Consider the following 23,631-nt stretch of genomic DNA (forward strand, 5'->3'; position numbering starts at 1 on the left):
ACTATGCGGGCATGCAAGAACAATCGGCGCAGAACCGGTGGGAGCTCTGGACCCAGCGGCCGTTGCTGGCCCTCGCCGTGGTGTTCGCCGTGGCCTACGCCGTGCCGATCGTGGACACCTCGGCCGACCACACCCTGACCACCGCCTGCACCGCGGTCGAGTGGGTGGTGTGGGGGGCGTTCGCGGCGGACTACGTGGTCCGGCTGGCCCTGACGTCCGACCGGTGGCGGTTCGTGCGCACGCACTGGCTGGACCTGTGCGCGGTGGTGCTGCCGCTGGCGCAGCAGCTCAAGCTGCTGCGGCTGGTCTCGACGCTGCTGCTGGTGGGGCGGCGGGCGCGGATGGCCTCGCAGATCCGGATGACGACGTATGTCGTGGGCGCGGTCGTCGGGCTGCTGATGTTCGGCTCGCTGGCCGTGCTGTCGGTGGAGCGGGAATCCCCGGACGGGAACATCCGCACCCTGGGTGACGCACTGTGGTGGTCGTTCACGACGATGACGACCGTGGGGTACGGGGACCACGCGCCGACCACCGGACTGGGGCGGATCATCGCCGTCGGGCTGATGCTCTCCGGGATCGCGCTGCTCGGTGTGGTGACCGCGAACATCGCGGCATGGTTCATCGCCCGGTTCGACAAGGACGACGTCGAGGAACGCGCCCGGACGGAGGCGATCCTGGCCCTGACGCAGGAGGTGCGGGCGCTGCGGGCGGAGGTGGCGGCGCTGCGGGGCCGACCGGACGGGGCGCTGCGGGACGGGACGCTGCGGGACGGGTCCCCGCCCGTGCCGACCCACCAGCCGTCCCGGTAGGCCGGCGTGCGGCGGTCTGCGCTACCGGGATTCCCTCGCGGGGCGTCGGCCTTCAGGCCGTTCGTGAAGCGAATCCGTCGAATCCGCAGGGTGGCGCGGGGCGTCCCGGATGCGGTCCCGCGAAGCAGGAGAGCACAGGTGTCACCACGGCCGACGCGGAGCGTCCGGCGTCCGGTCCGGGACACGGAGCCTCACGGGGCCCGGTCCGGCGGGAGTCGGGCGATGCCTTCCCGCCCGGCTCCGCCGGTTGCCCTGGTTGCGGTCCTCGGGCTTCAGCCCGCGGAGCACGTCACAGCAGTCCGTTGCCCGTGCCGGTGGCGCCCGCCAGCCAGATGATCGCCAGCAGGGTGTCGATCGCGCCGAGGGCGACGGCGACCAGGGCCGGTACCGGACGGGAGCCCGCCCAGCTGCGGCCCATGGCCAACCAGCCGCAGACGATCGCCGCCGGGCCGAGGATGATCCCCAGCGCGAAGAATCCGGCGACCGCGCAGACGAGGCCGACGATGCCGAGCGTCGCGCGATCCGGCCCGGTCCGTGACCCCATGCGGCCACGTGAGCGGGGGTACCTGCGCGTGCCGTTTCCGAAGCCGGCCATCGAACAACTCCCTGGATTCCGGGGATGTGTTGTTGTTCGGGTACCCGCGACACGCGGAACATTCCCCGCAGTTGCCGGGCGGTCGGCGCGCTGTCCCCCTCCGGCAGCGCGCCGCGGCCCTGGCCGCCCTCCCATCCGGAGGGCTTGACTAACTGTGACCTGCGACGCGTGCCGGAGGCGAGGAACCTTTAGCGTTGTCACCCGGATAGGGGAAACTCGCTGAATTTCCGTCAGCTGAGAATCCGTCAGATATGACCGACGCCCGCGCCCGCTTCCGCGTTCTCGCCCCGCTTGGTGAGCAGCGCGACGAACACGGCGACGACCGCCACCCCGGCGGCGACCAGCGAGGCGAGGCTCATGCCGGAGATGAAGGTGTCGTGGGCGACGTCCGTGATCTTCGCGGCGATCGCTTCGGGGGTGCCCTTGGCCACCGGCGCCACGCCGACCTGAACCGCCTCGGAGGCCTGGTCCAGTTGGGCGGGGGTGAGCTCGGGCAGGCCCGCGCCCTTCCAGTTGGCCGGCAGGTCACCGTCGACCTTGGACGCCATCACGGCACCCAGCACGGCCGTACCGAGGCTGCCGCCGATCTGCATGGCCGCCTGCTGGAGACCGCCCGCGACGCCGGACAGCTCCATGGGGGCGTTGCCGACGATGACCTCGGTCGCGCCGACCATGACCGGGGCGAGTCCGAAGCCCAGCAGGGCGAACCAGATCGACATGAGACCGCTGCTCGTGTCCGTCTCCAGCGTGGACATGCCGTACATGGCGATGGCGGTGGCGGCCATGCCGCCCGCCAGCGGGATGCGCGGGCCCAGCTTGGTGATCGCCGCGCCCGCGAGCGGGGAGCCGACGATCATCATGCCGGTCAGCGGGAGAAGGTGCAGGCCCGCGTCGATCGGGCTCATGCCGTGCACGTTCTGGAGGTAGAACGTCACGAAGAACAGGCCGCCCATGAAGGCGATCGCCATCAGGACCATGAGGACCACACCGGCCGACAGCGGGACCGAGCGGAACAGCCCCAGGGGGATGAGCGGTTCCTTGACCTTCGTCTCCCAGAAGGCGAAGGCCGCGAAGAGCACCGCGGAGCCGACGAGGAAGATCCAGGTCATGCCGTCGGCCCAGCCCCAGGTCGGCGCCTTGATCAGGGCCCAGACCAGGCAGAACATCGCGCCCGAGAGGAAGGCGATGCCGAGGAGGTCGAAGGAGCGCGGGGCGTTCTCGGCCCGGTGGTCGAGGAGGATCACCACGCCCAGGACCAGGGCGAGGGCGCCGACCGGCACGTTGATGAAGAACACCGACTGCCAGTTGACGTGCTCGACGAGGACGCCGCCGAGGATCGGGCCGCCGGCGGTGGACGCGCCGATGACCATGCCCCACAGGCCGATGGCCATGTTGAGTTTCTCGGCCGGGAAGGTCGCGCGCAGCAGCCCGAGCGCGGCCGGCATCAGCAGGGCGCCGAACAGTCCCTGGAGCGCCCGGAAGGCGACCACGGCACCGATGCTGCTGGACAGGCCTATCGCGCCGGAGGCGGCCGCGAAGCCGACGACGCCTATCAGGAACGTCTGACGGTGGCCGAAGCGGTCACCCAGTTTGCCCGCGGTGATCAGGGAGACCGCGAGGGCGAGGAAGTAGGCGTTGGTGATCCACTGGACCTCGGCGAAGGTGGCACCCAGGTCGCTGGCGATGGCCGGGTTGGCGATGGCCACGATGGTGCCGTCGAGGGCCACCATCATGACGCCGACGGCGACGGTGATGAGGGTGAACCACGGGTGTCCGCGCAGCCCCTTGGCGGACGGCCCGTCCGACGGGTCTGCCGGTGCCTTGCCGTCCGGCCCCGTCGCGTCGATGGTGGTCTGACTGGTCATGCGTTCGAGGTTAGTGACAGCCGCTGACAATTGACAAACGGGTTCACAAGTCGGTAACTGACACCTCATGGGAACTCTGCGTGAGCGCAAGAAGCAGCGCACCCGGGACGCGCTGCTGCGCGCCGCGGTGGAGCTGTTCACCACGCAGGGATACGAGCGGACCACCGTCGACGAGATCGCCGCCGCCGTCGACGTCTCGCAGCGCACCTTCTTCCGCTACTTCGCCGGCAAGGACGAGGCCGCGCTCGCGCTGGTGGAGATGACGGTGGAGCGGTTCGTCGAGGGGGTGCGCTCGCGCCCGCCGCACGAGCCGCCGATGGAGGCGCTGCGCCAGGCGGTGCTGGACGGCTGGCACTCGATCAACGAGGTCGTCGAGTCCGTCGTACCCGTGGAGCTGTATCTGCGCCTGTACCGGGTGATCGAGTCGACGCCGGTGCTGCTCGCCGCGCACCTGCGACGCTCGGCGGAGGTGGAGGAGGATCTCGCGCGGGTGGTCGCCGAGCGTGAGGGGCTCGACGTGGACGCCGATCCGCGGCCGCGGCTGGCGGTGGCCGTGTTCAGCGGCGTGATGCGGGTGACGGAACGGCAGTGGTCCACGGACGCCGACTTCAGCCTGGACCGGATCCGCGCGCTGACGTCCCTGTATCTCGACGGGGTGGGGCCCGCCCTGCTGGGGGACTGGCGCGAGACCCGACGGACATAGAGACGTAAAGGGCCTTCTGACCCTCGACACGCCCGTTGAAACGTGATCCCCGTCACTTGGGTCACCCGAGACCCTCTCGTTCTCCTAGTGTGTCCTTTCAGTGACTTCCTTCGACACCTCCCCGCAGCTCAACGTCTGGCGCGCACTGGCCGCCCTGGCCGTGGTGTTCGTGATGCTGGCGACCACCGGCTGGACGGCGCTGCGTCATCAGCGGGAGACCACCGCCCTGCAGACCTCGCGCTCGGAATGGGAGCACGGCCGGCTGGCCGGGCACCGGCTGCCGGACCCCGGCTCCGCCCCCGCCCGGCTCGCCCGCTTCTTCGCCTCGCTGAGCGCCCCGCAGCGCACGGCGCTCGCGCGGGACTACCCGCTCGCGGTGGGCAACATGAACGGCGCCCCCGCCGAGCTGCGCTACCGCGCCAACCGGGTGGCGCTGCTCCAGCAGATCCGGCTCGAGCGCACCCGCATGCGGGACAGCCGGCTGACGCCCTCGGGACAGCAGCTGGCCGGCCGGCGCATGCAGCGCTACGAGTCGATGAGCACCGCCGGCCGGCAGATCCTCGCCTTCGACCCGGAGGGCTCCGGCCGGGTCGCCGAGGTGTTCGGCAGCCTGGACGAGGCCGAGCGGATCTCCGTCGTCGTCCCCGGCGTCGACACCGATCTGCTCACCTTCCAGCGCACGAACCGCAAGTACTCGGCGCCGGTCGGCATGGCCCAGGCCCTCTACTCGGCCGAGCGGGAGGCGAGCCCCTCGACGCCCACGGCCGTGATCGCCTGGGCCGACTACACCTCACCCGACGGACTCGGCATCGACTCGGCCACCGCCATGCGCGCCGAGAGCGGCGCCGTCCGGCTGAACGCCCTGCTGACCGCCCTGCCGGGCAGCGCGCCGGTCTCGATGTTCTGCCACAGCTACGGCTCGGTGGTGTGCGGGGTCGCCGCGCACGCGATGCCGGACCGGGTGGCCGACATCGCGGTGGCCGGCAGCCCCGGGATGCGGGTGGAGAACGCGGCCCAGCTGGACACCGACGCCCGGGTGTGGGCGATGCGCGACGCCGACGACTGGGTGCAGGACGTGCCGCACCTGGAGCTCGGCGGTCTCGGGCACGGCGAGGACCCGATGGCGCAGGAGTTCGGCGCGCGGGTGCTGTCGGCGCGCCAGGCCAAGGGTCACGGCGGCTACTTCGAACCGGGTACAGACAGCCTGCGCAACCTCGCCGAGATCGGCACTGGCGCGTACCACTCGGTGGAGTGCGCCCACGATGATGCCGCCTGCACGGCGGGTTTGTCCGATACGACGAAGGCCGGACGCGCGTAGAGACGCAGGAATTGCGGTGCGCGCGGGGAGGGGACGAAGAATGGGTGTCGCGCATACGATGAGCCGCATGGGTGACGTACTGGCCGGATTTCATGCCGCCTGGGAGTTCGAGTCCGACTCCGTCCTCATCCGCTACGAACGGGGGCTGCGCACGCCCAAGCTGCTGTCGGCACTGGGCGAGCGCCGGATTCCGCTGGCGGCCATCGGTCGGGTCACCCTGACCGCCGGCAAGCGCGGGACGGTCGTGCTCCGGGCGGAGCCGAGGCCGGGGGCCGATCCTCTGATGGAGGCGGCCGCGGGACAGCTCAAGGAAGGGTGCGACCCGTACCGGCTGGTGCTGCCCGCCGAACGGGAGACGCTCGCCCAGTACTACGCCGACGAGCTGCGGGAGCGGCTGACCGACTCCGGGCCGGCGGAACGCTTCCTGGTGGACGCGCCCGAGGCGCCGCTGTCCTTCAAGGCGTACGACGGCAAGGCCTCGTTCGACGGGCGCACCGTGCGGTTCCGGTGGTTCTGGACGGGTGCGTCGTCGGCGAAGTGGAAGGCCGGCGACCAGAGTTTCGCCGTGTCCGCGCTGAGCGGGGTCGAGTGGCGGTCGCCCGAGGTCTTCGAGGGGCATCTGCGGCTGCTGCGCGGCGACGCCGCTCCGGCCCAGGCCGACCAGGATCCGGCGACCGTCGTCTTCGGGCTGGGGTACGGGCCGGTGCACGAGTCACTGCCGTTCGCGGCGGCGGTCCTCGCGGCGGTCCGCGGACGCGGGAACGCGGCGGCGGTCCAGGCGGCGGCCGTCCCGGCGGCGGCATCGCCGCGCCGGGACCCCTCCGACATCGCCGAACGGATCCGGCACCTCGGGGAACTCCACCTGGCCGGGTTGGTCACCGACGAGGAGTTCTCCGCCAAGAAGGCCGAGCTGCTCGCCGAGCTCTAGGTCGTGTCCGCGATGCCCCGCCCGGCCGGCGACGCCCGGCACGCTCGCCGCGTCGCCGGGACCGCCCACGCACACCCGGTACGGGGCCGGCCCTCCGCCCTGCGCCCCGCCCGCACCGGACGCCGCGAGCGCTGTCCTCCGGGCGGACGGCGCTGCCTCGCGGACGCGACCCGGGGTCCGATCCGCCCGGACGGGGGCCCGGCCCTCACTCGCGTCCGGCGGAGGTGAACGTCATGTCCGGGTAGCGGTCGCCCGCCACCTCGCCGGCGATGGGCTCCAGCGACGCCAGCTCCGAAGGCGTCAGTTCGATGGTCGTCGCCGCCGCGTTCTCCTCGACCCGGGTGGGCTTGCGGGTGCCGGGGATCGGGACCACCGACAGACCGTGGACCCGGGACTGCTGCTGGACCCAGGCCAGGGCGATCTGGGCGGGCGTCGCCCCGTGGGCCTCGGCGATCGCGCGGACCGGGTCCAGGAGCGCCCCGTTGGCGGCCGCGTTGTCGCCGGTGAAGCGGGGCTGCTGACGGCGGAAGTCGTCGGCGGTGAGGTCCTGGTCGGCGTCGGTGAAGGAGCCGGTGAGGAAACCCCGGCCCAGCGGGGAGTAGGCGACCAGGGTCACGCCCAGGGCGCGGGCCGCCGGGACCACCCGGGCCTCGATGTCACGGCTGAACAGCGACCACTCCGACTGCACCGCGGCGATGGGGTGGACCTCCTGGGCCGCGCGCAGTTCGGCGGCCGTCACCTCGCTCAGGCCCAGCTGCTTGACCTTGCCCTCACGCACCAGTTCGGCCATCACGCCGACGGTGTCCTCGATCGGCACGTTCACATCGCGGCGGTGCATGTAGTAGAGGTCGATGACGTCGACGTCCAGCCGCGTCAGGCTCGCCTCGACGGACTCGCGGATGTACGGCGCGTCGTTGCGGACGATCCGCCGGGTCGGTTCGTCCGGCGGCACCGCCAGGGCGAACTTGGTCGCGATCACGACCTCGTCGCGGTGGGCCTTGAAGAACGGGGAGAGGAACCTCTCGTTCTCGCCCGCGCCGTACGCGTCCGCCGTGTCGTACATCGTGACGCCGAGCTCCAGGGCGCGTTCCAGGGTCGCCCGGGACTCCTTCGCGTCCGAGGGGCCGTAGGCGAAGCTCATGCCCATGCAGCCGAGGCCCTGGACGCCGATCTCGGGGCCCTGCCCGCCGAGTCGTGCCGTCGGGATCCTGGGGTCGGTCATCGGGCGGTTCCTTCCGCTTCCTGGTACCGGGCGCCGGTGGCGTCCGCGTAGAACGTGATCTTCCGGTCGAGCACGGCGAGGGTGTCCTGGAGTTCGGCGATCCGCGCCCGGACGTCCCGCCGGGTCGCCTCCAGCAGCTCGTACCGCTCGCGGAACGTGCTCTCGCCCTCCCGCACCAGCTCGGCGTAGCGCACCATGTCGGCGACCGGCATGCCGGTCAGCCGCAGCTTCCCGACGAGGTCGAGCCAGTCCAGGTCACGGTTGCTGTAGCGGCGCTGGCCGGTGTGCGAGCGGTCGATGTGGGACATCAGCCCGATCCGCTCGTACCAGCGCAGGGTGTGGGCGGTGAGGCCGGTGAAGGCGACGACCTCGCTGATCGTGTAGCTGTCCTGCCCGTCCGGACGGGGGTGCCGCGGGGGCGGCCCGGAGCAGACGTCCGGAGGGTTCTGGGATTGCTCGATGGTCACGGGCGTGGTCTGCAACACCGTCATGACCTCCACGCTATGGCCTTGGAGTGCGCTCCAAGCAAGCGGAAAAGGTAAGAAAACCGGGGGACGCGGCTTGATCACGCTGGTTAGCGTGCGGAGCATGAGTCCCGTACGCCGTGCCCTGCCCGAGGACGCCGCCGAAGTGCTGCGGCTGCGCCAAGTGATGATCGACTCGGTTTCCTCGGTGGGCCCCTCCACCGACTGGCATGCCGAGTCGCTGCCCGCGCTGCGGGAGCGGCTGTCCGAGCCGGACGGGGACTTCGCGGCCTTCGTCGTGGATCACCCGGAACGCCCGGGGACGCTGGCCGCGCTGGTCGTCGGCACGATCGAGTACCGGATAGGCCGGGCCGGCAACCCGCGGGGAGTCATCGGCTTCGTCTTCAGCGTCGCCACCGACCCGGACGCACGCCGCCGCGGATACGCGCGCGCCGGCATGGACGCCCTGCTGGACTGGTTCCGGAGCCGGGGCGCCGTGCAGGTCCACCTCACCGCGTCCGCCGACGCGGCCCCCCTCTACGCCTCCCTGGGCTTCAAGCCCAAGCCGGACCCCTTGATGGAGCTGCTGCTTTCGGACGCATAGGCTCGACGGCATGTCGCTCAAGAGCCTCGCGCTGATCGAGAACTGGCCGGTTCCCTCCGCCTCGGCGGGTGTCGTACGGGCCGACGGTACGGTCCTGGGGAACCATGGCCCGGTCGGCCGGCGTTTCCCGCTGGCCTCGGTCACCAAGCCGCTCGCCGCGTACGCCGCCCTCGTCGCGTACGAGGAGGGCGCGATCGAACTGGACGAACCGGCCGGGCCCCCGGGGGCCACGGTCCGCCATCTCCTCGCGCACACCTCCGGGCTGGCCTTCGACGAGCACCGGGTGACGGCGCCCCCCGGCGAGCGGCGGCTGTACTCCAACGCCGGGTTCGAGCAGCTCGGCGACCATCTGTCGAAGGCCACGGAGATCCCGTTCGCGGAGTATCTGCGTCAGGCGGTGCTGGAGCCCCTGGGGATGTCCGGCACCTCTTTGGAGGGCTCCCCCGCGAAGGACGGCGTCTCGACGGTCGAGGACCTGCTGCGCTTCGCGGCGGAGGTGCAGGCGCCCCGGCTGCTGGATCCGCGGACCGTGGCGGCGGCGATGACCGTGCAGTACCCGGGGACGAAGGGCGTGCTGCCGGGGTACGGGCACCAGAACCCCAACGACTGGGGGCTCGGTTTCGAGATCCGCGACTCCAAGTCGCCGCACTGGACGGGCAGTTCCTCCTCGCCGCGCACCTTCGGGCACTTCGGCCAGTCCGGTACGTTCCTGTGGGTCGACCCCGACGCGGGCGTCGCCGGGGTCGCCCTGACGGACCGGGCGTTCGGGCCGTGGGCGATCGAGGCGTGGCCCGCCTTCACGGACGCGGTGCTGGCCGAGGTCCGGGGCTGAACTCCTGCTCCGCCGGGCCGAAGACCCACATCAGCAGTTCCGCGTCGGTCACGCCGACCGCCTCCACGTCCTTGGCGTCCGTGATGCGGGCCGCGTCCCCCGGCGCCAACTCCTCGCCGTCCAGGCGGGCTTCGCCGCGCACGACGTGGACGTAGACGTGCGGCGCGTCCGGCACCGCCGTCCGCTCCCCCGCGCCCAGGCGCCTCACGTGCAGCATCGCGCCCGCCTCAGGGACGGCGTACGGGGTGGAGTCGGCGATGCCGCGGACCGTCTCGTAGGACGGCTCGCCGCCGGGGGCGAAGGGGGCCAGCCACATCTGGACGAAGGCCAGGGGCGCGTCGGCGTCGTTGCGTTCCGCGTGGCGTACGCCGCCCGCGGAGCTGAGCCGCTGCACGTCCCCCGGGCGGACCACGCTCTCGTGGCCCGCCGAGTCGCGGTGCGTGAGCTCGCCCTCGACCACCCAGGTGACGATCTCGGTGTGGCTGTGGGGATGTTCGTCGAAGCCGGCGCCGGGCGCGAGGCGCTCCTCGTTGCAGGCGATCAGCGGGCCGAAGCGGAGGTTGCCGGGGTCGTAGTGGGGGCCGAAGGAAAAAGCGTGCCGGGTGTCGATCCCGGCGGCCGGGTCCCCGCCTCGGTAGCGCTCGTCGGCGCGCCGTACGTCCATCACCCGTCCACGGTAGACCCGCCGCACCCGTGCGACGGCCGTGCGACGACCGCGCGCCGTCGCCGCCCGCGACCCGGCGGCGCACGCCCCCGTCCCGATAAGGCAGTCTTGTCCCGTGCCCGAACCCGAAACCAGTCACCCCGATCCCGCGGCGCACGCCGTCCACCCCCACCCCGCGACGCTGAAGCGGCTGGAGAAGTCCTCCGGAAGTCTCGCCGCCCAGGCCATCGCGCGGATGGACGAGACACTGTCGTGGTACCGGGCGATGCCCCCGGAGAACCGTTCCTGGATCGGGCTGGTCGCCCAGGCGGGCATCGCCGCCTTCACCGAGTGGTTCCGGCATCCGGACACCCCGCAGGCCATCTCCACGGATGTGTTCGGCACCGCGCCGCGTGAGCTGACCCGGGCCATCACGCTGCGCCAGACCGTCGAGATGGTGCGCACCACCATCGAGGTCATGGAGTCCGCGATCGACGAGGTCGCGGCCCCCGGCGACGAGAACGTGCTGCGCGAGGCGCTCCTCGTGTACGCCCGGGAGATCGCCTTCGCCACCGCCCAGGTCTATGCCCAGGCCGCCGAGGCACGCGGCGCCTGGGACGCCCGGCTGGAGTCGCTCGTCGTGAACGCCGTGCTGAGCGGTGAGGCCGACGAGGGGGCGGTGAGCCGGGCCGCCGCCCTCGGGTGGAACGCGCCCGAGCACGTGTGCGTGGTCCTCGGGACCGCGCCCGACGGGGACTCCGAGCTGACCGTCGAGGCGATCCGGCGGGCCGCGCGACACGCCAAGCTCCAGGTCCTCACCGGGGTCCTCGGCTCCCGGCTGGTAGTGATCGCCGGTGGCAGCGACAACCCGCTCGCCGTCGCGAGGTCGCTGATCGGGCCGTTCGCCGCGGGACCCGTGGTGGCCGGCCCCGTCGTACCCGACCTGCTCGCCGCGACCCGGTCCGCGCAGGCCGCCGCGGCCGGGCTCAAGGCCGGTTCCGCCTGGCAGGACGCACCCCGGCCGGTCCTGGCGGACGATCTGCTTCCGGAGCGCGCGATCGCCGGTGATCCCGGTGCGCGTGAGCAGTTGGTGGAGGAGATCTACAGACCGCTCGAGGAGGCCGGTTCCGCGCTCCTCGAGACACTGGCCGTCTATCTCGAACAGGCGTCCAGCCTCGAAGGGGCCGCACGGATGCTCTTCGTCCATCCGAACACCGTGCGCTACCGGCTTCGACGTGTGACTGACGTCACCGGCTGGTCACCTTCGGATGTACGCTCCGCGTTCACGCTCCGGATCGCGCTGATCCTGGGGCGTCTGGTCGACGGCGATCCCCAGACCTAGGCTTTTGTCGGGGGTCCACAAAACCCCCTGCCGTTCTTCGTCCCTGTCCCCACGGGCGGCTTCGGCCGTCCACAAGAGAGAGTGTGAGAGTGCTCGTACTCGTCGCTCCCGGCCAGGGCGCCCAGACGCCCGGCTTCCTGACCCCCTGGCTCGAACTCCCCGGTGCCGCCGCCCGCGTCGCCGCGTGGTCGGACGCCATCGGCCTGGACCTCGCCCACTACGGCACCAAGGCCGACGCGGACGAGATCCGTGACACCTCGGTGGCCCAGCCGCTGCTGGTCGCCGCCGGGATCCTGTCCGCCGCGGCGCTCGGCGACCTCCCGGACATCGCGCCCGGCGCCGTGGCCGGCCACAGCGTCGGCGAGATCACCGCCGCCGCCTTCGCCGGAGTCCTCGACGACACCGCCGCCCTGACCCTCGTCCGCAAGCGCGGTCTGGCCATGGCCGACGCCGCCGCGATCACCGCAACCGGCATGTCCGCGCTGCTCGGCGGCGACCCGGAGGTCTCCGTCGCGCACCTGGAGAAGCTGGGGCTGACCCCGGCGAACGTCAACGGCGCCGGTCAGATCGTCGCCGCGGGCACGCTGGAGCAGCTCGCCGCGCTGAACGAGGACAAGCCCGAGGGCGTCCGCAAGGTCGTCCCGCTGAAGGTCGCCGGCGCCTTCCACACGCGCCACATGGCCCCCGCCGTCGAAGCGCTCGCCAAGGCCGCCGTGGAGCTCACGCCGGCCGACCCGAAGATCCGTTACGTCTCCAACCGCGACGGGCAATCCGTCGCGACCGGTGCCGAGATCCTGGAGCGGTTGATCGGCCAGGTCGCCAACCCGGTCCGCTGGGACCTGTGCATGGAGACCTTCAAGGAGCTCGGCGCGACCGCGCTGATCGAGGTGTCGCCGGGCGGCACCCTGGTCGGCCTCGCCAAGCGCGCCCTGCCCGGTGTGAAGACGCTGGCGCTGAAGACACCCGACGACCTCGACGCCGCTCGCGAGCTCATCGCCGAGCACGGCGTCGCCTGAGGAGCCCTGATGGCGAAGATCAAGCCCAGCAAGGGCTCCCCGTACGCCCGCATCCTCGGCGTGGGCGGCTACCGGCCCGTCCGGGTGGTCCCCAACGAGGTGATCCTCGAGACGATCGACTCGTCCGACGAGTGGATCCGCTCGCGCTCCGGCATCGAGACCCGGCACTGGGCGAACGACGAGGAGACCGTCGCCGCCATGTCGATCGAGGCCTCCGGCAAGGCGATCGCCGACGCCGGGATCGCCGCCGAGCAGATCGGCGCGGTGGTCGTGTCGACCGTCTCGCACTTCAAGCAGACGCCGGCCGTCGCCACCGAGATCGCCGACAAGCTCGGCACGAACAAGGCCGCCGCCTTCGACATCTCGGCCGGCTGCGCGGGCTTCGGCTACGGCCTGACGCTCGCCAAGGGCATGGTGGTGGAAGGTTCCGCCGAGTACGTGCTCGTGATCGGCGTGGAGCGGCTGTCCGACCTGACCGACCTGGAGGACCGCGCAACGGCCTTCCTGTTCGGCGACGGCGCGGGCGCGGTCGTGGTCGGCCCGTCCGACGAGCCGCACATCGGTCCGACGGTGTGGGGATCGGAGGGCGACAAGTCCGAGACGATCAAGCAGACCGTGTCGTGGAACGAATATCACATCGGCGACGTCACCACCCTCCCGCTCGACAGCGAGGGCAACATCAAGTTCCCCGCGATCACGCAGCAGGGCCAGGCGGTCTTCCGCTGGGCCGTCTTCGAGATGGCGAAGGTCGCCAACGAGGCGCTGGACGCCGCCGGCATCACCGCCGACGAACTCGACGTCTTCATCCCGCACCAGGCCAACGAGCGGATCATCGACTCGATGGTGAAGACTCTCAAGCTGCCGGAGTCGGTCACGGTCGCCCGTGACGTGCGCACCACCGGCAACACCTCGGCCGCCTCGATCCCGCTCGCGATGGAGCGGCTCCTGGCGACCGGCGAGGCGAAGAGCGGCGACACCGCGCTCGTCATCGGATTCGGGGCGGGTCTCGTCTACGCCGCCACTGTCGTTACCCTCCCCTAGGCACTCCGTGCCGGATCATCCGGTCCGGTGCGGGCCACACCCCATGCCACACCCTCTGGAATATCAAAGAAGGAGCGCCAAATGGCCGCCACCCAGGAAGAGATCGTCGCCGGTCTCGCCGACATCGTGAACGAGATCGCCGGCATCCCGGTTGAGGACGTCCAGCTGGACAAGTCCTTCACCGACGACCTGGACGTCGACTCGCTGTCCATGGTCGAGGTCGTCGTCGCCGCCGAGGAGCGCTTCGAGGTCAAGATCCCGGACGAGGACGTCAAGAACCTCAAGACCGTCGGCGACGCGACGAACTACATCCTCAAGAACCAGGCCTGATCCATCGGCCCCCTGGGCTGAACTGCCCCGCCACCCGGCGGTGGCGCCGCTGAATCCTCGTAACGTTGGAGAAAGAATCCGTGAGCCCGACCAATCGCACCGTGGTCGTCACCGGTATCGGCGCAACTACACCGCTGGGTGGCGACGCAGCCTCTACCTGGGAGGGTCTGGTCGCCGGTAAGTCCGGTGTCAAGGTCCTGGAGCAGGAGTGGGCGGCCGAGCAGGCCGTCCGTATCGCGGCCCCGGTCGCGGTGGAACCCCTCGAGGTCATCCCGCGGCCGCAGGCCCGCAAGCTGGACCGCTCGGCGCAGTTCGCGCTGATCGCGGCCCGGGAAGCCTGGAAGGACGCCGGTTTCTCCGGCAAGGCCGGTGAGGACGGCAGCGAGGGCGACGTCGACCCCGACCGGCTCGGCGCGGTCATCGCCTCCGGCATCGGCGGCGTGACCACCCTGCTCGACCAGTACGACGTGCTCAAGGAGAAGGGCGTCCGCCGCGTCTCCCCGCACACCGTGCCCATGCTGATGCCGAACAGCCCCTCCGCCAACGTGGGTCTGCTCGTGGGCGCCCGCGCGGGCGTGCACACGCCGGTCTCGGCGTGCGCGTCGGGCGCGGAGGCCATCGGCTACGCCATCGAGATGATCCGTACGGGCCGCGCCGACGTCGTCGTCGCCGGCGGTACGGAGGCGGCGATCCACCCGCTGCCCATCGCCGCGTTCGGCAACATGATGGCGATGTCCAAGAACAACGACGACCCGCAGGGTGCCTCGCGTCCCTACGACGTCGCCCGCGACGGCTTCGTCATGGGCGAGGGGGCCGGCGTGATCGTCCTGGAGTCCGCCGAGCACGCCGCGCAGCGCGGGGCCCGGGTGTACGCCGAGGCGGTCGGCCAGGGCATCTCCTCCGACGCCCACGACATCGTGCAGCCGGAGCCCGAGGGCCGCGGCATCGCGCACGCCCTCCAGAACCTGCTGGACAGCACCGACCTGAACCCGGCGGAGATCGTGCACGTCAACGCGCACGCCACCTCGACGCCGGCCGGTGACGTGGCCGAACTGAAGGCGCTGCGCAAGGTGTTCGGTGACGACGCCGACCACATGGCGATCTCCGCGACCAAGTCGATGACCGGTCACCTGCTGGGTGGCGCGGGCGGCGTGGAGTCCGTCGCGACGGTCCTCGCGCTGTACAACCGGGTCGCTCCGCCGACCATCAACGTCGAGAACCTCGACCCCGAGGCCGAGGCCAACGCGGACATCGTGCGGGGCGAGGCGCGCAAGCTGCCCGTGGAGGGCCGTATCGCCGCCCTGAACGACTCGTTCGGGTTCGGTGGGCACAACGTGGTGCTGGCGTTCCGCACGGTCTGAGAAGCGCCGAGAGGCGCCGCAGTCGATCGAACGGTGATGGCCCGAACCCCGCGGGGGTTCGGGCCATCACCGTCTCGCGGTCCGTTGTCGGCCGTTCGCGGGCCGGTCCGGCTCACACGACCTGGTGCAGCCAGCGCACCGGGGCGCCCTCGCCCGCGTATCTGAACGGCTCCAGTTCGTCGTCCCACGGCTTGCCGAGAAGCTTGGAGAGTTCGGCCTCCAGGTCCGTCTCGCCGCGCTGGCTGCGCAGCAGGGCGGCGCGCAGCCGGTCCTCGGGGATGAGGATGTCGCCGTGGATGCCGGTGACTGCGTGGAAGATGCCCAGGTCGGGCGTGCAGCTGTAGCGCTCGCCCTCGGCGGTGGCGCAGGGCTCGGCGGTGACCTCGAAGCGCAGCAGGTGCCAGCCGCGCAGTGCGGAGGCCAGCTTGGACGCCGTGCCGGCCTCGCCCTTCCAGGAGAACTCCGAGCGCCAGGTGCCGGGCGCGGCGGGCTGCCGGATCCAGTCGAGGTTGACGCGCGTGCCGAGCACCCCGGCGACGGCCCACTCGACGTGCGGGCACAGCGCGCGCGGCGCGGAGTGCACGTACAGAACTCCACGTGTCGTCACCGGGACCTCCGGGCAGAGCGGGACAGTCTTGCAGGCCGGCATGGCTGCGGTGGCAGGCAGCCGCGTTGATGGCGAGGCTACCGTGCGGCGGCGCAAGGAGTGTGACGTACCGTCGGTCCCAGTGCCGTGAAACCTCCGCCATTCACCCGGCAGGACGCCTGTGCGGGCGTGGGGCGTTCCATCTTGTGGGTGTGATTCGCCGGGAACTCCCGTGCGTTGTCATAGGGGGACGTTGTTCGAGGAGCGAGGGGAACACCGGCGGATGCGGAAACGGAAGCGGCACGCGCGGGCCGTGCTCGCGGGCACGACGGCGGCCGTCCTGGGCCTGGCCGGCTGTGACGCGCTGGGGGGCGGCGACGCCGGGGGGTCCTCGGGCGCCGGGGCCCGGCAGGCGAAGCCGTCGCCGTCGCCGACCCCGCTGTGGGACTCCAGCCCGTCCTCGGTGGCGGCGGTGGGCGACTCCATCACGCGCGGCTTCGACGCGTGTACGGTGCTCGCGGACTGCCCCGAGGTGTCCTGGGCGACCGGCGCCAGCGCGGAGGTGAACAGCCTCGCCGTCCGGCTGCTGGGCGCGGCGAAGGCGGCCACGCACAGCTGGAACTACGCGGCGACCGGGGCGCGGATGGCGGACGTGCCGGCCCAGATGGCACAGGCGGCGGCCGAGAAACCGCAGTTGGTGACGGTGATGGCGGGGGCGAACGACGCGTGCCGGGAGTCGGCGGCGGCGATGACGCCGGTCGCCGACTTCCGTGCGGAGTTCCAGGACGCGCTGAGCACCCTGCGCCGGTCGCTGCCGAAGACACAGGTGTACGTGACGAGCGTGCCGAACCTGAAGCGGCTGTGGTCGCAGGGGCGGACGAACGCGCTGGGCAAGCAGGTGTGGAAGCTGGGCCTGTGTCCGTCGATGCTGGGTGACGCGGACGCGCTGGACTCGGCGGCGACCGCGCGGCGGGAGAGCGTGCAGAAACGGGTGGAGGACTACAACTCGGTGCTGGCGGAGGTCTGCGCGAAGGACGTACGGTGCCGCTTCGACGGCGGGGCGGTGTACGACTTCCGGTTCGGCACCGACCAGTTGAGCCACTGGGACTGGTTCCACCCGAGCAAGGACGGACAGGCGCGGCTCGCTGAGCTGGCCTATCGGGGGGTCACCGGGAAGGCCTCGTGATTTAGGGTTTCGCTCATGAGCGAACACTTCGGAACACTTTCCGACGGCACTGAGGTGCACCGCTGGACCCTGGAGCGGGCGGGGACCCGGGTACGGGTCCTGTCGTACGGCGGGATCGTGCAGTCCGTCGAGGTCCCGGACCGGGACGGGCGCGCGGCGAACGTGGTGCTGGGGTTCGCGGACCTGGAGGGCTACCTCGCGCACCCGGAGCCCTTTCTCGGCGCGCTGATCGGCCGGTACGCCAACCGGATCGCGCACGCCCGGTTCCCGCTGGACGGTGTGACGTACACGCTGGAGCCGAACAACGCGCCGAACTCCCTGCACGGCGGTCCGCGCGGCTTCGACAAGCGGGTGTGGGACGTCGTACCGGTCGAGCACGGGCTGCGGCTCAGCCGGGTCGCGCCGCACGGCGAGCAGGGCTTCCCGGGGCGCCTCGAGGTCACGGCGACCTACACACTCGACGCGTCGGGGGCGCTGCGGTTCGTGTACGAGGCGGTCACGGACGCCCCGACGGTGGTGAACCTGACCAACCACAGCTACTTCAACCTGGGCGGTCCGGGGAGCGGCGGCGCGGGCGGCCACGAACTGCGCGTCGCCGCCTCCCGTTACACGCCGGTGGACGCGGACCTGATCCCGACGGGTGAGTTCGAGCAGGTGGCGGACGGCCGGTTCGACTTCCGTTCGGCCCGTAAGGTCGGCGCCGGCTACGACCACAACTTCGTGCTCGACAAGGGCGTCACGGACACCCCGGTCGAGGTGGCCGAGCTGCACGATCCGGCGTCCGGGCGGGTGCTGACGGTGGCTACCACCGAGCCGGGGCTCCAGCTGTACACCGCCGACCACCTGGGCGAGCCCTTCGAGCCCGGCGACGGCGTCGCGCTGGAGACCCAGCACTTCCCGGACTCGCCGAACCGGCCGGAGTTCCCGAGCACCGTGCTGCGGCCGGGGGCCGGCTACCGGTCGGAGACGGTGTACGGGTTCTCGGTCCGGTAGGGGCCGCGGCGGTCCGGCGGGGCGCGGCGGAGAAGATGTTGCCCCGGTCCAGGGGTCAGGTCCCGGACCGGGGCTGTCGGTGGGGCGACGGGCGCCGGTTCACACCGTAATCGCCGCGGTGATCCTGCGGTCGGCGATCGAGCGGCCCACCTGAATTTCGTACGAACCTTTCACAAAGGACCACCGGTGGTCCACCTCGTCCCACACCTCGAAGGCACGGTCCGGGATCTCCACGGTGACCTCGGCGCTCTCCCCCGGGCCCGCCTCGACGCCCGCGAAGCCGGCCAGCCAGCGGGCCGGGCGTTCGGGGGCCGGGCCGGTCGCGGTGGGGGCGAGGTAGACCTGCACGACCTCGCGCCCCGGCCGTGCGCCGCTGTTGCGGACCCGCACGGTGACCGTGGTGCCCGTGACGCCGACCGCCTCGTACGTCCAGTCGGTGTAGCCGAGGCCGTGGCCGAAGGGGTGGACCGGCGTGCGGTGTGCCTTCTCCCAGGCCCGGTAGCCGATGAAGACGCCCTCGGTGTAGGCGAGTGCGCCGTCGGTGGGGGTGACCTCGGTGACGGGGGCTTCGTCGAGGGAGCCCCAGGTGGTGGGGAGCCGGCCTCCGGGTTCGTGGGCGCCCGTCAGGACGTCCGCCAGGGCCGCTCCGCCCTCCTGGCCGGGGAACCAGGTGAGCAGGACGGCCGCGACGTCCTCGCGCCACGGCAGTTCCACCGGGGAGCCCGCGTTGACGATCACGACGGTGTTCGGGTTGGCGGCGGCGACGGCACGGACCAGGTCGTCCTGCCGGCCGGGGAGGCGGAGATCCTTGCGGTCGAAGCCCTCGGACTCGACGCGTTCGGTGGTGGCGACCACGACGACGGCCGTGTCGGCGGCCCGCGCCGCCTCGGCCGCCTCGGCGATCAGCTCGTCGGGGTCACGCGTCGGCTCCTGGTGTGCCAGGGCGAAGGAGACGGCCTTGAAGGGGACGTTTTCGGGCAGCGCGAAGACGTGGGTGAGGGAGACCTCGACCGGTTCGCCGGCGGTCAGCCGGGCCTCGGCGCGGGGCACCGGCGAGCCGAAGGACGCCTCGAAGGGGTCGGTGTCGTCGGCGGGCTGCTGGACGTCGTCGTAGTACGTCGTCCCGGCGACGGTGAGGACGAAGGGGCCCGTGCCCTTGATGCCGAAGGTGTGCGGGCCGCTCTCGCGCGGCGTGAAAACGCCGGTCAGCTCGATGGTGTGGAGACGCTCGGGGGTGACGCCCGCGGGAAGGTCCGGGCCCGTCCACCGGATCTGACCGCTGGGCGCGGAGCGGGTGCCGATGACGGCTCCGGCGGCGTCGCGGCAGACCGCCCGCAGTGTGAAGCCCTGGTCCGCGAAAGCGAGTTCGGTGTCGGGGTCGGCGCCGACGGCGTAGCTGAGGGCGCCCTCGGGGAGGGCGGCGGCGAGACCGTCGAGCGGGGAGACCGTGCGGGCCGGGAAGACGGTCGCGGAGCCGCCGCCGAGGATGCGGGCGTCGCGGGCGGCCGCGCCGATGAGGGCGACGGTGCCGGGCCTGAGCGGCAGCGCTCGGTCCTCGTTGCGCAGCAGGACGAAGGAACGGCGGGCCACTTCACGGGCCAGCGCCTCGCCGTCGACGGGGGCGGGCGGCCGGGTGACGGCGGGTTCGACGTCCGCGAGGGCGCCGACGCGGGCGGCCAGGCGCAGGACGCGGCGTACGGCCTCGTCGACCTCGGACTCGTCGAGCCGGCCGTCGCGTACCGCCTCCGCGAGGGCCTCGCCGTAGACGGTCCGCGGTCCGGGCATGGCGACGTCGAGGCCGCCCCTCAGCGCGCCCACGGTGTCGCGGGCCGCCGTCCAGTCGGAGACGTTGAAGCCGTCGAAGCCCCAGGCGCCGCGCAGCACCTCGTTCACGAGGTGGTGGTTCTCGGTCATCGTCGTGCCGTTGACCGTGTTGTAGGCGGTCATCACGCCCCAGGGCCGGGCGTTCGTGACGATGGCCTCGAAGGGGGCCAGGTACAGCTCGCGCAGGGCGCGTTCGCCGACCAGGTTGTTCACGGTGAAGCGGTCCGTCTCGGCGTCGTTGGCGACGAAGTGCTTGACGGTGGTGCCGACTCCGCCGGACTGGACGCCGTTCACATAGCCCGCGCCGATCACGCCGGTCAGGTGGGGATCCTCGCTGTAGGCCTCGAAGTGGCGGCCGCCGAGCGGGGAGCGGTGCAGGTTGACCGTGGGGGCGAGCAGGACGTGCACGCCCTTGCGGCGGGCCTCCTGGGCCAGGAGGACGCCGACCCGGTGGGCGAGTTCGGGGTCCCAGGTGGCCGCGAGGGCGGTCGGGGAGGGCAGCGCGACGGACGGGTCGTCGGCGGTCCAGCGCACCCCCCGGACGCCCACGGGGCCGTCGGACATGACGAGGGACCTCAGTCCGATCTCCGGCAGTTCGGGGAGCGACCACAGGTCCTGGCCGGCCAGCAGCCGCGTCTTGGCGTCCAGGCCCAGCCTGCCGAGGGCCGTCTCGACGGCCGTTTCCACTTCCGCCCTCACGGCGCCTCCTCGTTGCGGTGCACGGACGCCTGCATCCTGCCCCCGGCGACCCGGCGGCGAATCAGAGGTTGCGGGACTTCCCGCGCACGCCTGGCCGGGGCGGCCCCGACCGGGCGGACCGAGCCGCCGCGCCGGGCGCCGGAACCGCCGCCACCTCCTCCACCTCGATCCCCGCCTCGGCGCGGAACAGCCGGGACACCCCGCTCGACGAGGACGCCCCGGCGCGGGCGGTGCACGCGGCGACGGAGCCGGGGCGCTCGCTCACTCCGGCGGCGGAGGCGTTCGTCACGGCACTGCGGGAGGCGGCCGCACCGCGGGAGGCGGCCACGGTGATTCCCGGCGCCGTGGCGTGGCGGGACGCACCCGTGTCAGGCGCCGCAACGTGGAGCGCCTCCGTCAGGCGCCATGGCGTGGACCACTTCCGTCACGGGATACTGCCGCCGTCCCACCCCACGCTCTCCCCCACAGCGACGGAAGGACCTCAACCCCCGTGCATCCCATGCGTTCCGCACATTCCGCGCGTTTCCTGCGCGTTCGCGTCGGCGTTCTCGGCCTGGCCCTGTCGGCCGGGCTCGCCCTCCCCACCGCCGCCACCGCGACCGAGGCGGCGCCCGCCCTCACGGCCGAGGAGCAGCGCCTCGCGCAGGCCGTTCCCCAGGAGATCCTCGCCCGGTCGGGGTTCGACGCGGTGGCTCCGCGTTTCGCCCGGCTGCTGGCGGACTCGCACTCCTACGCCCGGGCCCACCAGATCGTCGCCCGCGAGGGGGCGGCCCTGTGGCGGCGGGCGGTGGACCGGGTCCAGGGGCGCGGGCCCGCCGGCGGGGACCTCAGCCGGGACGACGACCGCCCGCTGTACTGGGCGCGGCTCGGCATGACCAGCCACGTACGCACCTGGCAGCCCGACTTCGCGATCACCGACGCCCGAAGGAGCGCCCTGCTCGCGGTTCTGGAGCGCACCTCGCGCGGGCAGAGCGACCTGCGCCACCCGCACCGCGCCAAGGGGCTCAAGCGTGTGCTGGTCACCGGCTTCGACCCGTTCACCCTGGACCGGGACATCCGGATATCCAACCCGTCGGGGGCCACCGCGCTCGCTCTCGACGGCACGGTGATCCGGACCGCGGACGGCCCGGCGCGCGTGGAGACCGCCGTGTTCCCGGTGCGCTGGCGGGACTTCGCGGACCTGACGGTGGAACGCGCCCTGCGGCCGTATCTGCCGGACGTCGACCTGTTCACCACCGTCAGCCAGGGCCGCGTCGGCCGCTTCGACGTGGAGCGCACCAACGGGGCCTGGCGCGGCGGCTTCCCCGACAACGAGAACATCGGACGGACGGAGACCGTCCCGGTGGCCGACCCCGCCTCGCAGCCGCAGTGGACGACCACCACGCTGCCGTACGCCGCGATCGTGGCGGCGGACACGGGCCGGTTCCCGGTCTACGACAACACGGGCGTCACCGAGATCCCGGCGGGCGGCGGCGAGCCCGTCGTACGGCCGGACGGGCCGACGGAAGGGTCGACCGCGCGGGCCGGGGGCGGCGGGGACTACCTCTCCAACGAGATCGCCTACCGGGCCACCCTGCTGCGCGACCGGCTGGGGCTGCGCGACAGCCTGCCGGGCGGGCATGTGCACACGCCGGTCCTGCAGTTCGCGGCGGGCAACACCCAGGACGTCACCGACCCGGAGTTCGTCCGGAACCGGCTGGACATCGTCGCCCAGGTGCGGTCCATCCTGGCGGTGGCGGTGGCGGCCGGAAGGTAGGCGGGCGCCGGTGCTCGGGTCAGTGCGAGGGCGCCAGCGCCAGGCTGACGCCCAGGCCCGCCAGCACCGAGCCGATGACCTTGTTGAGGACCTTCTGGCCGCGCAGCATCAGCGTGCGCATGCGGTCGTGCGAGAAGAAGACGGCGACCAGGCCGAACCACGCCAGATGAGCCAGCGACATGAACAGGCCGTAGCCGAGCTGCTGCCGGACCGGCGTGCCGGGGCTGACGACCTGGGAGAACGTGGAGACGACGAAGAGGGTCGTCTTCGGGTTGAGCACGTTGGTCAGGAACCCCGCGCGCAGGGCCGCGAGCGGGGTCAGTTCCGTCTTGCCGGTGAGGTCGACCTCGACCTCGCCCCGGGTGCGGAAGGTACGGACGCCGATGTGGATCAGGTACGCCGCGCCGACCAGCTTGACGACGGTGAAGAGGAACGTGGACGACGCGATCAGCAGGCCCACGCCGAGCATCGTGTACGTGACGTGGACGAGGACGCCCGCGGCGACTCCGCCCGCCGCGAGCAGTCCGGTACGGCGGCCGTACAGATAGCTGTTGCGGACGATCATCGCGAAGTCGGCGCCGGGGGCGATGACGGCCAGCACGGTGATGACGGCGACGGCGAGCAGCTCGGTCATGACGCGGCGTTCTCGTCTTGCGGGGTGTCGGCCCCGTCGGCCTTGCCGCCCTCGGCGATCTCCTCGCCGAGCAGCTCACGGGCCAGCAGGGTGGCGCCCGCGACCGCGCCCGGCATCAGGAAGACCGCGACCACCGGCACCAGGAAGGCCAGCCCCAGAGGGGTGCCGAAGCCCCAGATCAGGGTCTTGCGGGAGCGCAGCAGGGCGAGCCGGGCCCGCAGGTCGACGCCCCGGCGCTGGAGGGCGACCGAGGCGAGTTCCTGGGTGAGGAAGAAGCCGGTGACGAAGAAGCCGATCACCGGGACCACCGTCTGCCCGACGAGCGGGACGAACCCCAGGGCGAACAGGAGCACAGCCCACAGCAGTGCGCGGCAGAGGATGCGCAGGCTGTCCCGGGCGGAGATCCACAGTTCGCGCCAGAGCGGCAGCCCGGACTCGGGGGCCGTGCCGTCGGGCGAGACGTCCCGGTCGACCGTCTCGGAGAGGCTCTCGTAGAAGGGCTGCCCGATGAGCAGGGTGACCGCGGTGAAGGTGAGGACGGCGAGCAGCAGGCCGAGGGCGAACAGCACGGCGACGAGGAAGCCGCGGAACAGTCCGCGCCAGGGGCTCGTCCAGTTGTCGGCGAACGGTGTCGACCAGCCGACGAAGTCCTCGCCCCACACCGCGAGCGCCACCAGGGCCGCCGCGTAGAGGACGAGTGTGATCAGGCCGGGCACGAGACCGAACCCGTACTGCTTGCCGTGCCGGGCCACCCACCGCTGGCCCTTCAGGAGGTACGTGAACCCCACCCCTAGATCGCGCATGGCCGAACTCTATCGGTCGTGCACATTTCACAGCCGTCGGCCGCGTGCCCGCCCCGCGCACCCCGCCCCGCACGCCT

At 72.1% G+C, this 23,631-nt stretch carries 24 protein-coding genes; 14 read left to right on the plus strand and 10 right to left on the minus strand.

What is annotated here, in order from left to right:
• Positions 1-11: 11 nt before the first annotated feature.
• Positions 12-809 (plus strand): potassium channel family protein, encoded by a 798-nt coding sequence (locus QF030_RS14495; protein ID WP_307163083.1) that lies wholly within the window; start codon positions 12-14, stop codon positions 807-809.
• A gap of 289 nt (positions 810-1,098) precedes the next feature.
• Here the strand turns inward: QF030_RS14495 and QF030_RS14500 are convergent, their stop codons facing one another.
• The gene (locus QF030_RS14500) at positions 1,099-1,404 is read right to left on the minus strand and encodes a small hydrophobic protein (protein ID WP_307163084.1); all 306 of its coding nucleotides are present in this window, start codon (positions 1,402-1,404) and stop codon (positions 1,099-1,101) included.
• A 245-nt stretch (positions 1,405-1,649) separates the two neighbouring features.
• Positions 1,650-3,269: an MFS transporter gene (locus QF030_RS14505; protein ID WP_307163085.1), complete on the minus strand. Its 1,620-nt coding sequence runs from the start codon at positions 3,267-3,269 to the stop codon at positions 1,650-1,652.
• Positions 3,270-3,336: 67 nt separating this feature from the next.
• On the opposite strand from QF030_RS14505, the gene QF030_RS14510 reads away from it, so the two are divergent.
• The 3 genes from QF030_RS14510 to QF030_RS14520 all read left to right on the plus strand — a co-directional run bounded on the left by QF030_RS14510 (position 3,337) and on the right by QF030_RS14520 (position 6,218).
• Positions 3,337-3,972, plus strand: a complete 636-nt coding sequence (locus QF030_RS14510) for a TetR family transcriptional regulator (protein ID WP_307163086.1) — start codon at positions 3,337-3,339, stop codon at positions 3,970-3,972.
• 100 nt (positions 3,973-4,072) lie between these two features.
• Positions 4,073-5,290: an alpha/beta hydrolase gene (locus tag QF030_RS14515; protein WP_307163087.1), complete on the plus strand. Its 1,218-nt coding sequence runs from the start codon at positions 4,073-4,075 to the stop codon at positions 5,288-5,290.
• A 58-nt stretch (positions 5,291-5,348) separates the two neighbouring features.
• Positions 5,349-6,218, plus strand: a complete 870-nt coding sequence (locus QF030_RS14520; protein WP_307167572.1) for a DUF4429 domain-containing protein — start codon at positions 5,349-5,351, stop codon at positions 6,216-6,218.
• A 205-nt stretch (positions 6,219-6,423) separates the two neighbouring features.
• On the opposite strand, the gene QF030_RS14525 is transcribed toward QF030_RS14520, so the two are convergent.
• Both QF030_RS14525 and QF030_RS14530 read right to left on the minus strand, forming a co-directional pair.
• Positions 6,424-7,440, minus strand: a complete 1,017-nt coding sequence (locus QF030_RS14525) for an aldo/keto reductase (RefSeq protein WP_307163088.1) — start codon at positions 7,438-7,440, stop codon at positions 6,424-6,426.
• Positions 7,437-7,931, minus strand: coding sequence for a MerR family transcriptional regulator (locus QF030_RS14530; protein ID WP_307163089.1), 495 nt, complete (start codon positions 7,929-7,931; stop codon positions 7,437-7,439). Before QF030_RS14530 ends, QF030_RS14525 begins: the two co-directional genes overlap by 4 nt.
• A gap of 97 nt (positions 7,932-8,028) precedes the next feature.
• Between QF030_RS14530 and QF030_RS14535 the strand changes: the two genes are divergently transcribed.
• Positions 8,029-8,508 (plus strand): GNAT family N-acetyltransferase, encoded by a 480-nt coding sequence (locus QF030_RS14535; protein WP_307163090.1) that lies wholly within the window; start codon positions 8,029-8,031, stop codon positions 8,506-8,508.
• A gap of 10 nt (positions 8,509-8,518) precedes the next feature.
• A complete protein-coding gene (locus tag QF030_RS14540) occupies positions 8,519-9,340 on the plus strand; it encodes a serine hydrolase domain-containing protein (protein WP_307163091.1) in 822 nt (273 codons plus the stop codon).
• Here the strand turns inward: QF030_RS14540 and QF030_RS14545 are convergent.
• Positions 9,306-10,004: a pirin family protein gene (locus QF030_RS14545; RefSeq protein WP_307167573.1), complete on the minus strand. Its 699-nt coding sequence runs from the start codon at positions 10,002-10,004 to the stop codon at positions 9,306-9,308. The genes QF030_RS14540 and QF030_RS14545 overlap by 35 nt on opposite strands.
• Before the next feature lie 115 nt (positions 10,005-10,119).
• Between QF030_RS14545 and QF030_RS14550 the strand changes: the two genes are divergently transcribed.
• From QF030_RS14550 to fabF, 5 genes are all read left to right on the plus strand, one after another.
• Complete coding sequence (locus QF030_RS14550; protein ID WP_307163092.1) at positions 10,120-11,325, plus strand: PucR family transcriptional regulator; 1,206 nt, start codon at positions 10,120-10,122, stop codon at positions 11,323-11,325.
• An 89-nt stretch (positions 11,326-11,414) separates the two neighbouring features.
• Positions 11,415-12,341 (plus strand): ACP S-malonyltransferase, encoded by a 927-nt coding sequence (locus tag QF030_RS14555; RefSeq protein WP_307163094.1) that lies wholly within the window; start codon positions 11,415-11,417, stop codon positions 12,339-12,341.
• A gap of 9 nt (positions 12,342-12,350) precedes the next feature.
• Positions 12,351-13,382, plus strand: a complete 1,032-nt coding sequence (locus QF030_RS14560) for a ketoacyl-ACP synthase III (protein ID WP_307163095.1) — start codon at positions 12,351-12,353, stop codon at positions 13,380-13,382.
• 81 nt (positions 13,383-13,463) lie between these two features.
• Positions 13,464-13,712, plus strand: a complete 249-nt coding sequence (locus QF030_RS14565) for an acyl carrier protein (RefSeq protein ID WP_020126931.1) — start codon at positions 13,464-13,466, stop codon at positions 13,710-13,712.
• Positions 13,713-13,792: 80 nt separating this feature from the next.
• Positions 13,793-15,073 (plus strand): beta-ketoacyl-ACP synthase II, encoded by a 1,281-nt coding sequence (gene fabF, locus QF030_RS14570; protein WP_307163096.1) that lies wholly within the window; start codon positions 13,793-13,795, stop codon positions 15,071-15,073.
• Positions 15,074-15,185: 112 nt separating this feature from the next.
• Here the strand turns inward: fabF and QF030_RS14575 are convergent, their stop codons facing one another.
• A complete protein-coding gene (locus QF030_RS14575) occupies positions 15,186-15,680 on the minus strand; it encodes a DUF3145 domain-containing protein (protein ID WP_054238125.1) in 495 nt (164 codons plus the stop codon).
• 262 nt (positions 15,681-15,942) lie between these two features.
• On the opposite strand from QF030_RS14575, the gene QF030_RS14580 reads away from it, so the two are divergent.
• Complete coding sequence (locus QF030_RS14580) at positions 15,943-16,845, plus strand: SGNH/GDSL hydrolase family protein (protein WP_307163097.1); 903 nt, start codon at positions 15,943-15,945, stop codon at positions 16,843-16,845.
• Between the two features lie 15 nt (positions 16,846-16,860).
• Positions 16,861-17,838: an aldose epimerase family protein gene (locus QF030_RS14585; RefSeq protein WP_307163098.1), complete on the plus strand. Its 978-nt coding sequence runs from the start codon at positions 16,861-16,863 to the stop codon at positions 17,836-17,838.
• A gap of 99 nt (positions 17,839-17,937) precedes the next feature.
• Here the strand turns inward: QF030_RS14585 and QF030_RS14590 are convergent, their stop codons facing one another.
• Complete coding sequence (locus QF030_RS14590; protein ID WP_307163099.1) at positions 17,938-20,361, minus strand: beta-glucosidase H; 2,424 nt, start codon at positions 20,359-20,361, stop codon at positions 17,938-17,940.
• Between the two features lie 61 nt (positions 20,362-20,422).
• Positions 20,423-20,689: a hypothetical protein gene (locus QF030_RS14595; RefSeq protein ID WP_307163100.1), complete on the minus strand. Its 267-nt coding sequence runs from the start codon at positions 20,687-20,689 to the stop codon at positions 20,423-20,425.
• A 171-nt stretch (positions 20,690-20,860) separates the two neighbouring features.
• Here QF030_RS14595 and QF030_RS14600 point away from each other — a divergent pair, with 171 nt between their 5' ends.
• Positions 20,861-22,117 (plus strand): pyroglutamyl-peptidase I family protein, encoded by a 1,257-nt coding sequence (locus QF030_RS14600; protein ID WP_307163101.1) that lies wholly within the window; start codon positions 20,861-20,863, stop codon positions 22,115-22,117.
• Positions 22,118-22,136: 19 nt separating this feature from the next.
• On the opposite strand, the gene QF030_RS14605 is transcribed toward QF030_RS14600, so the two are convergent.
• Together QF030_RS14605 and QF030_RS14610 are read right to left on the minus strand one after the other, a co-directional pair.
• Positions 22,137-22,751 carry a LysE family translocator gene (locus QF030_RS14605; RefSeq protein ID WP_307163102.1) on the minus strand — a complete coding sequence of 205 codons (615 nt, stop codon included), beginning with the start codon at positions 22,749-22,751 and terminating at the stop codon, positions 22,137-22,139.
• Positions 22,748-23,554, minus strand: a complete 807-nt coding sequence (locus tag QF030_RS14610; RefSeq protein WP_307163103.1) for an EI24 domain-containing protein — start codon at positions 23,552-23,554, stop codon at positions 22,748-22,750. Before QF030_RS14610 ends, QF030_RS14605 begins: the two co-directional genes overlap by 4 nt.
• Between the last annotated feature and the right edge of the window lie 77 nt (positions 23,555-23,631).

Source organism: Streptomyces rishiriensis (assembly GCF_030815485.1).
Taxonomy (GTDB): Bacteria; Actinomycetota; Actinomycetes; order Streptomycetales; family Streptomycetaceae; genus Streptomyces; species Streptomyces rishiriensis_A.

Coding starts and splice junctions, on each gene's coding strand:
- QF030_RS14500 (WP_307163084.1), bottom strand. CDS start 1,404: ATGGCCGGCTTCGGAAACGGCACGCGCAGGTACCCCCGCTCACGTGGC.
- QF030_RS14610 (WP_307163103.1), bottom strand. CDS start 23,554: ATGCGCGATCTAGGGGTGGGGTTCACGTACCTCCTGAAGGGCCAGCGG.
- QF030_RS14600 (WP_307163101.1), top strand. CDS start 20,861: ATGCGTTCCGCACATTCCGCGCGTTTCCTGCGCGTTCGCGTCGGCGTT.
- QF030_RS14580 (WP_307163097.1), top strand. CDS start 15,943: ATGCGGAAACGGAAGCGGCACGCGCGGGCCGTGCTCGCGGGCACGACG.
- QF030_RS14505 (WP_307163085.1), bottom strand. CDS start 3,269: ATGACCAGTCAGACCACCATCGACGCGACGGGGCCGGACGGCAAGGCA.
- QF030_RS14540 (WP_307163091.1), top strand. CDS start 8,519: ATGTCGCTCAAGAGCCTCGCGCTGATCGAGAACTGGCCGGTTCCCTCC.
- QF030_RS14535 (WP_307163090.1), top strand. CDS start 8,029: ATGAGTCCCGTACGCCGTGCCCTGCCCGAGGACGCCGCCGAAGTGCTG.
- QF030_RS14495 (WP_307163083.1), top strand. CDS start 12: ATGCAAGAACAATCGGCGCAGAACCGGTGGGAGCTCTGGACCCAGCGG.
- QF030_RS14585 (WP_307163098.1), top strand. CDS start 16,861: ATGAGCGAACACTTCGGAACACTTTCCGACGGCACTGAGGTGCACCGC.
- QF030_RS14520 (WP_307167572.1), top strand. CDS start 5,349: ATGAGCCGCATGGGTGACGTACTGGCCGGATTTCATGCCGCCTGGGAG.
- QF030_RS14565 (WP_020126931.1), top strand. CDS start 13,464: ATGGCCGCCACCCAGGAAGAGATCGTCGCCGGTCTCGCCGACATCGTG.
- QF030_RS14525 (WP_307163088.1), bottom strand. CDS start 7,440: ATGACCGACCCCAGGATCCCGACGGCACGACTCGGCGGGCAGGGCCCC.
- QF030_RS14510 (WP_307163086.1), top strand. CDS start 3,337: ATGGGAACTCTGCGTGAGCGCAAGAAGCAGCGCACCCGGGACGCGCTG.
- QF030_RS14560 (WP_307163095.1), top strand. CDS start 12,351: ATGGCGAAGATCAAGCCCAGCAAGGGCTCCCCGTACGCCCGCATCCTC.
- QF030_RS14530 (WP_307163089.1), bottom strand. CDS start 7,931: ATGACGGTGTTGCAGACCACGCCCGTGACCATCGAGCAATCCCAGAAC.
- QF030_RS14545 (WP_307167573.1), bottom strand. CDS start 10,004: ATGGACGTACGGCGCGCCGACGAGCGCTACCGAGGCGGGGACCCGGCC.
- QF030_RS14605 (WP_307163102.1), bottom strand. CDS start 22,751: ATGACCGAGCTGCTCGCCGTCGCCGTCATCACCGTGCTGGCCGTCATC.